We start from the raw sequence: 7,373 nt of genomic DNA, 5'->3' as shown, positions 1-7,373 counted from the left end.
CGGGCTGGTCTTCGAGGGGCTGCTGGGGCTGGGGAGCGGCGCGCTGGCGCGGCTGGCGGGCTTCGCCGTCCTGGGCGCCTTCGTGGGGATGATGGTGCAGTGGGCCCAGCAGGCCTTCAAGACCGCCTGGCTGGTGGGGGTGGGCACCGGCCCTTACGAGGGCAAGGAGTACATCCTCGCCAAGCCCGTCGTCACGGTGGGGCGCTCCGACGCCAACGACATCGGGCTCTACCGCGAGCGCGACCTGCCGCTGAAGGCGGGGGTGCTGCGCCTGGAGCAGGGCGTGTGGCGCTGGGAGGGCCAGCCCGTCCCCGTCAACGGGGTGGTCACCCCCCAGCAGGCCCTGCGCCCGGGCGACCGCCTGCGGCTGGGGACCGCCGAGTTCATGTTCCAGGCCCGCGGCGCCCAGCCCCCCGAGACCCTGGACGCCTGGGCCCTGCAGGGCAACACCCAGACCCACCCCCTGCCCTTCCCCCTGCGGCAGGCCACCCTGGGCTCCGACCCCCGCTGCACGGTGGTGATCCGGGGCCAGAGGGTCGCCCCCCGCCAGGCCGAGATCCGGGCGGGGACACAGGGCCTCGAGCTCGTCGCCCTGGCCGAGGGGGTCCAGGTCAACGGGGAGGGCCTGCCGCAGGGCCAGCGCCGCAGGCTCGAGCCGGGCGACCTGCTCACGCTGGGGGCCGAGGAGTTCGCCCTCATCCGGCGCCGGGGTTGAGCCGAGGGTCAAGAATCACGGGGCCGGAACTTACCCCTCGCTACAATTTCGGCTGATGTCACTCGACCCGGCCCTGGCTGAGGGTTTCTACGGCCCGCCGCTGCCCCCTCCCCTGCGGCCTTCCCCGCGGCAGCCCGCCCATCTCGCCGAGGGGCTGCGGGCGCTGGCGGAGGCGGTGGGGGCGGAGGCCGGCTGGCTGAACCTATGGGGAAGCGGCTCGCCGGCCGGGGTGGCGGTGGGCCTTCCCGCCGCGCCCCGAGCCCTGATCACGCCCGAGGAGGAGGCCCGCCTGGCCGCCGGGGGGTCGCTGGCGTACCGGCTCCTGGAGGAAGCCCCCACCCCCCTCGCCCGCTTCGCGGCCCAGCAGGGCTACGGCGGCCTGCTGCTGCTCCCCCTGCCCGCGCGGCACGGCCCGGCCGGGGCGATCGGCCTGCTGTTCCGCGGGGGCCCGCCCCCCGACGCCCAGGGCGCGGCGGCCGCGGCGGCCGTCCTCGCCCGGTTGTTCGAGGCCGCCCCCCACGGCACCGACAAGGAGCAGCACCTCCTCGCGCTCGAGGCCCTCGCCAGCGTGCCCCCCGGCGACCTCCAGGGCCTGGCCGCCGCCCTGGCCCGCAGCCTCGGGGCGCGGATGGCGCTGGTCGGCCGGCTCATCGACGCCGAGCACGTCGAGGCCTTCGCGGTCCACGGCGGCGAGCCCTTCGTCTACTCCCTCACCGGCACCCCCTGCGCCGACGTGCTGCGGGGCGGGTTCTGCGAGCACGCCGACGGGGTGGCCCGCTGCTTCCCCGAGGACCTCTTCCTCCAGGACTGGGGCGCGGAGGCCTACCTGGGCCGGCCCCTGCGCGCCCGCAGCGGCCGGGTGCTGGGCCTGCTCGTCGCCCTGCACGACGCCCCGCTGCCCGCGGAGGAGGCCCCCTACCGGCAGCGCCTCTTCGAGGCCTACGCCCGCCGGGCCGAGGCCGAGCTGGAGTACCTCAACCAGACCGCGCGCCTCGAGGCCGCCTCGCGGGCCTACCGGCTGCTGCGCCCGGCGCAGTCGGTCGAGGAGGTGCACCGCCTGACCGTCGAGGCCGCCCTGCGCGAGACGGGCGCCTCCACCGCCAACCTCTTCCTCTACGACGAGGCCCACGACGGCCTCGAGCTCGCCGTCTCGCTCGGGGAGGGCGTGCCGCAGAGCCCCGGCCTGCGGCTGCCCCGGGGGCAGGGGCTGGCGTGGGAGGTCTTCGACCTCGGCCAGACCGTCTACGTGCCCGACGCCGCGCAGGACCGGCGGGCCGTCTTCATCGCCGAGCGCCGCGCCCCGGCGGCCTACCTCGGCGTCCCCCTCTCCGACCACACCGGCCGCGTGCACGGGGTGCTCTCCCTCGACACCGCCGCCACCGGCGAGAACTTCAACCAGGAGGACCGCTTCTTCGTCGAGGCCCTGGCCGAGGCGGCCGGGGCGGCCATCGCCCGCCTCAACGCCCTCGAGCTCGCCCGCAGCGAGGCGAGGCGCTTCCAGCAGCTCGCCCGCTTCTCGGCGCGGCTGTCGGAGTCCCCCGACCCCGAGGCCGTCATCCGCCACGCCCTCGAGACCCTGCTCGACCTCACGGGCATGGACACCGGGCTCTTCGCCGCGCTCGACGGCGCCCTCACCCCCATGATCTGGGCGGGCCGCTACTCCGCCAAGCTCCCGCGCCTCGCCAAGAGCTACCCCTTCGGCTCGGGCAAGGGCCTCATGGAGCAGGCGCTCGTGCGGGGGGAGATCGTGCACGTGACCGACTACGCCGAGTTCCCCGGCGCCCTGCCCGTCTTCCTACAGAGCGGGCTCAAGAGCGCGGCGGCCATCCCCCTGCGCCCGCGCGGGCAGGCCTTCGGGGTGCTGGCGCTGGGCACCTCCGGGCGCACGGTGCACCTGAGCGAGGAGCTGCGCGACCTCCTGGCCGGGGTGGCCCGCCAGGTGGAGGGGGTGCTCGAGCGCCACGCCTTCGTGGCCGAGCTCGAGCGCACCCGCGAGGAGGCCCTGCGCAGCCTGGGGCTGGCGCTGGAGTACCGCGACCTCGAGACCGCCGGCCACACCGACCGCGTGACCGCGCTGGCCCTGCGGCTGGGCGAGCGGCTAGGGCTGGGCGAGGCCGAGCTCGCCAACCTGCGCTGGGGGGCCTACCTGCACGACCTGGGCAAGCTCGCCATCCCCGACGCCATCCTGCAGAAGCCCGGCAAGCTCACGCCCGAGGAGTGGGAGCGCATGAAGGCCCACGCCACCCTGGGCGAGCTGATGGCCAGGCAGCTCGGCTTCCTGCCCGCGCCGACGCTGGGCGTCATCCGCCACCACCACGAGCGCTGGGACGGCACCGGCTACCCCGACGGCCTCAAGGGGGAGGCCATCCCCCTCCTCGCCCGCCTCTTCGCCCTGGCCGACGTCTACGACGCGCTCACCTCGGCCCGTCCCTACAAGCAGCCCTGGAGCCGGGAGGCGGCCCTGGCCGAGATCGGGGTCCAGGCCGGGCGGCAGTTCGACCCCGAGATCGTGCGGGTCTTCCTGGCGACCTTCGAGGACTCCTCGCGGTAGGCGCCCGGCTCAGGTCTTCGGGGGGGTCTCGCGCACCGTCCCGGTGACGACGCGCCGGTCGAGCGGGGTGGAGACCACCATCGAGGTGTTGGTCTGGCCGTAGAAGCTCAGCCGGTCCAGCAGGCGCTCGAGGTGCTCCATGTCGGCGGCGGCCACGATCAGCAGGTAGCAGGCGTCGCCGGTCACCCGGTAGCACTGCAGCACCTCCGGCAACTCCTGCACCAGCTCGGCCACCTGCCGCAGGTGCCGCCCCTGCGCGCTCAGCCGCACCACCGCCGAGAGGGGCAGCCCCAGGGCCTTGACGTTGACCCTGGCGTGGTAGCCGCTGATGATCCCCGCGTCCTCCTGCGCACCCGCTCGACCACGCTGGGCACCGATAGCCCCACCCGCCGCGCCAGCTCTGCGTAGGTCAGCCGCGCGTCCTCCTGCAGTTCCCGCAGCAACTGCCAGCTCTTGGCGTCGAGCAGCTTTTCTTGATTCATAGGCCAATCTTACCAAAGTGCCTAATAACCACCAAGGGCATTGCCGTTTCCGTCTGAACATCGCCATTCAGATCACGGCATCCGCCGACTATCCTCGAAACATGAAACGGCAAGCGGATTGGCTCAGCCTGGCCCTGCTCCTGACCACCGTCACCCTGTGGGCCTCGGCCTTCGCGGGCATCCGGGCGGCCCTGGCGGGCTACAGCCCCGAGCACATGGCGCTGCTGCGCTTTCTGGTAGCCTCGGCGGCCCTGGCCCTGCTGGCGGCGTTCCAGCGGGTGCGCCCCCCGCGGCCTCGAGACCTCCCCGCCCTCTTCGGCCTGGGGCTGGCGGGGATCGGGGTGTACCAGATCGCCCTGGGCATCGGGGAGCGCAGCGTCAGCGCGGGGGTGGCGAGCCTGCTCGTTGGCACCTCCCCCATCCTCACCACGCTGCTGGCGACGGCGGTGCTCAAGGAGCGGCTGGCGGTCCGGCGCTGGGTGGGGGTGGGCCTGGGGTTCGCCGGGGTGGCGGTCATCGCCCTCGGCGAGGGCGACGGGCTGCGGCTGTCCCCCGGGGCCCTGCCGGTGCTGCTCGCCGCGGCCAGCCTCAGCGTCTACTCGGTGTTCCAGAAGCCGTTTCAGGGCCGCTACCGGCCGCTCGAGCTCACCTCCTACGCCATCTGGTCGGGCACCCTGAGCCTGCTGGTCTTCGCCCCCGGGCTGCCGGGCGCGGTGGCGAGCGCCCCCGCCGCGGCCACCTGGGCGGTGGTGTACATGGGCCTCTTCCCCGGGGCCCTGGCCTACCTCACCTGGGGCCTGGCGCTCGCGCGGGTGTCGGCCGCCACCGCCAGCAGCTTCCAGTACCTCACCCCGGTCTTCGCCGTGGGGATCGCGTGGCTGTGGCTGGGCGAGGTGCCCACCGCCCTCTCGCTCGCCGGCGGCGCGGTCGCCCTCGCCGGGGTGGCCCTGACCAACCTCCTCGCCGGCAGCCCGCCCCGGGCGCTCGCCTCTCGCTAGGGTGTGGTTCACTTATCTAATCGCTTGACATTATATACTGCTATATATTACGATGCACAGCAGGTGATGAATCCTGGCCATCGCCACCGCAAGGAGGACCGTATGCAATGGAATCTCGACCCCAGCCACACATCCGTCACCTTCTCCGTCAAGCACCTCGGCTTCTTCACCGTGCGCGGCCGGTTCAAGCAGGTCGGCGGCCTCGTGGAGGCCGACGAGCAGGGCCGCCCGAGCAAGATCGACGTGACCCTCGAGGCCGCCAGCATCGACACCAGCGAGCCCCAGCGCGACGCGCACCTGCGCTCCCCCGACTTCCTGCACGCCGAGCAGTACCCCTACCTCCGCTTCACCAGCACCCGGATCGAAGCGCTGGGCGGTAACAACTACCGCGTCGAGGGGGAGCTCACCATCCGCGACGTGACCAAGCCCGTGACCCTCGAGGCCGAGCTCACCCCGGCCATCGTCGACTCGGACGGCCTGACCCGCGTGGGCGGCAGCGCCGAGGGCAGGCTCAACCGCAAGGACTGGGGGCTCACCTGGAACCAGGTGCTCGAGCGGGGCGTCCTGCTGGTGGGCGAGGAAGTGAAGTTCAGCATCGACGTCGAGGCGCTGGCCCCCATCCCCACCCAGGCCGCGTGAAGGGTCCCCCCATGAGCCCGACCTCCCCCGCCCCCGAACTCGGCGTGCTCGGCGCCGGGCGCATGGGCCTGCGCCTGGCCGCGATGTTCGCCCGCGCGGGCCGCCGCGTGGTGCTCGGCTCCCGCGACCCGGAGCGCGCCGCCCGGCTCACCGCCGCCCTGGGCCTGCCCGGCCTCACCCCCGGCTCCTACGCCGACGCCGCGCGGGCAGGCGCCGTGCTGCCCGCCGTGTTCATCCGCGACGGCCTCTTCGACCTCCTGGGCGCCTTCGCCGCCGACCTCAAGGGCAAGCTGCTCATCGACATCTCCAACCCCTTCAACGCCGACTACTCCGACTACATCACCCCCTGGGACTCCTCGGGCGCCGAGGAGATGCAGAAGCGCTTCCCGCGGGCTCGAGTGGTCGGGGCGTACAAGCACGTCTACTGGGAGGTCTTCGACGAGCCCCTCTTCGAGGGCACGCCCAGCGACGTGCTGGTGGTGGGGGACGACGAGGACGCCAAGCGCGCCTTCCTGGCGCTGGCCGAGGGCACCCCCTTCCGCTACCTCGACGCCGGCCCCCTGATCAACGCCCGCACCGTCGAGCGCCTGACCCTCATCACCGGCAGGCTCGGCCGCCAGATGGGCTACTACCCCCGCATGAACTGGCGGCTGCTGGGGGAGGCGTGGCAGGAGGGGCGCAAGGGCCCGGCTGCTCCGGTATAACCCCGCTCCTGGCGAGCGGATAGAGGAATCCATGAGCAAGGAACCGAAGCTCAGCGCCACCAAGCTACGGCCCGTCCAGCACCTGCTGCCGGGCGAGGGCCCTGCCATCTGGGCCTCCGGCGACACCTACACCTTCAAGAGCACCGGCCGGGACACCGAAGGCCAGCTCACCGTCTTCGAGGCCGACATCCCGCCCGGGGGCGGCCCGCCGCCCCACGTCCACCACGACGCCGACGAGGCCTACTACCTGCTGGAGGGCGAGCTCGAGGTCCTCGACGGCGAGCGCACCTTCACGGCCCGGGCCGGGGACTACGTGTACATCCCCCGCGGCCGCCTGCACCGCTTCCAGAACGTCGGGGAAGGCAACAGCCGCATGCTGGTGCTCTTCACCCCGGCCGGCTTCGAGAATTTCCTCTTCGAGGTCGGGCTGCCGGCGCGGCCCGGGGAGACCCCCCCGCCGGTGGGCCCCGAAGAGATCGCACGGGCGGTCCGCGCGGCCCCCAAGCACCACCTCGAGCTGCGGCTGCCCGAGCTCGAGCGCTCCTGAGCAGCCGTTAGCCGCGTAGGGCCGGGTTTCAGACCCGGCCCTGCCGTTTAATTCCCCGATGCCCGAACGGCTTGACACGTCGGCCTAGCCGCGAGTATTAATTAGGAATCTAAATAACTTATACCGGATTCAAAAAGATAATCACCCAAACCAAAGAGACCCGGAGGCTATCTTTTTGAATCCCAGAGCACACCCCTCCCTGACGGCCGGCGAAGAAAGCGTATCCCTTCGGTCGGGTCAGTTCGTCACCATTCGGTGACGAACTGACCGAATCTGGTATTAGGACCAGCAGCGCGACACCGCAGGCAGAACCCCTCGTGACCCAGGCATCCCACACGCTAGACTCTCCGGCAGGTCCCCCATGAGCGAGAACGCCATCTCCGAAGAACCCATCGGCAACCGGGTGGTCACCGGGCTGTCCAAGATCGGCCTGGCCCTCAAGGCCCAGGCCTGGAAGGGCGCCAGCCAGCAGGGGCTCACCCCCACCCAGGGCCAGGTCCTCGCCCTGCTGGCCCAGCGCGGCGAGCAGCGGCTGGGCGAGGTCGCGCAGTCGCTTGGCATCACCCCCGCCACCGCCAGCGACGCCGTGAAGGCGCTCGCCGCCAAGGGGCTGGTGGTCAAGGCGAGGGGGCCGGGCGACGCCCGCGCCGTGAGCCTGGCCTGACCCCCGAGGGGCGGGCCCAGGCCGGGCACACCGCGCTCTGGCCCGACTTCCATCGACAGCCCCGGCTACGACC

At 72.7% G+C, this 7,373-nt stretch carries 9 protein-coding genes; 7 read left to right on the top strand and 2 right to left on the bottom strand.

Annotated elements, in window-relative coordinates:
* Together MEICH_RS24000 and MEICH_RS26975 are read left to right on the top strand one after the other, a co-directional pair.
* Window positions 1–715: FHA domain-containing protein (locus MEICH_RS24000; protein WP_036218425.1), on the top strand; the 715-nt coding region annotated here is incomplete at its 5' end.
* A 55-nt stretch (window positions 716–770) separates the two neighbouring features.
* Window positions 771–3,266: an HD domain-containing phosphohydrolase gene (locus tag MEICH_RS26975; RefSeq protein ID WP_051304009.1), complete on the top strand. Its 2,496-nt coding sequence runs from the start codon at window positions 771–773 to the stop codon at window positions 3,264–3,266.
* A gap of 9 nt (window positions 3,267–3,275) precedes the next feature.
* Here the strand turns inward: MEICH_RS26975 and MEICH_RS30090 are convergent, their stop codons facing one another.
* Window positions 3,276–3,539, bottom strand: coding sequence for an Lrp/AsnC ligand binding domain-containing protein (locus MEICH_RS30090; protein WP_245587630.1), 264 nt, complete (start codon window positions 3,537–3,539; stop codon window positions 3,276–3,278).
* Window positions 3,527–3,748: an Lrp/AsnC family transcriptional regulator gene (locus MEICH_RS30085; protein WP_245587629.1), complete on the bottom strand. Its 222-nt coding sequence runs from the start codon at window positions 3,746–3,748 to the stop codon at window positions 3,527–3,529. Before MEICH_RS30085 ends, MEICH_RS30090 begins: the two co-directional genes overlap by 13 nt.
* A 101-nt stretch (window positions 3,749–3,849) precedes the next feature.
* On the opposite strand from MEICH_RS30085, the gene MEICH_RS0106940 reads away from it, so the two are divergent.
* From MEICH_RS0106940 to MEICH_RS23990, 5 genes are all read left to right on the top strand, one after another.
* The gene (locus MEICH_RS0106940; protein ID WP_036218423.1) at window positions 3,850–4,746 is read left to right on the top strand and encodes a DMT family transporter; all 897 of its coding nucleotides are present in this window, start codon (window positions 3,850–3,852) and stop codon (window positions 4,744–4,746) included.
* Window positions 4,747–4,848: 102 nt separating this feature from the next.
* Complete coding sequence (locus MEICH_RS0106935; protein WP_027892015.1) at window positions 4,849–5,385, top strand: YceI family protein; 537 nt, start codon at window positions 4,849–4,851, stop codon at window positions 5,383–5,385.
* A gap of 11 nt (window positions 5,386–5,396) precedes the next feature.
* Window positions 5,397–6,089, top strand: coding sequence for an NADPH-dependent F420 reductase (locus MEICH_RS0106930; protein WP_027892014.1), 693 nt, complete (start codon window positions 5,397–5,399; stop codon window positions 6,087–6,089).
* A gap of 31 nt (window positions 6,090–6,120) precedes the next feature.
* The gene (locus tag MEICH_RS0106925; RefSeq protein WP_027892013.1) at window positions 6,121–6,636 is read left to right on the top strand and encodes a cupin domain-containing protein; all 516 of its coding nucleotides are present in this window, start codon (window positions 6,121–6,123) and stop codon (window positions 6,634–6,636) included.
* Window positions 6,637–6,997: 361 nt separating this feature from the next.
* On the top strand, window positions 6,998–7,300 hold the full coding sequence (locus MEICH_RS23990) for a MarR family winged helix-turn-helix transcriptional regulator (protein ID WP_051304007.1): 303 nt from the start codon (window positions 6,998–7,000) through the stop codon (window positions 7,298–7,300).
* Window positions 7,301–7,373 lie beyond the last annotated feature (73 nt).

The organism is Calidithermus chliarophilus DSM 9957 (genome assembly GCF_000430045.1).
GTDB classification, from domain to species: Bacteria; Deinococcota; Deinococci; order Deinococcales; family Thermaceae; genus Calidithermus; species Calidithermus chliarophilus.
This window is presented reverse-complemented; position numbering and strand designations above follow the sequence as displayed.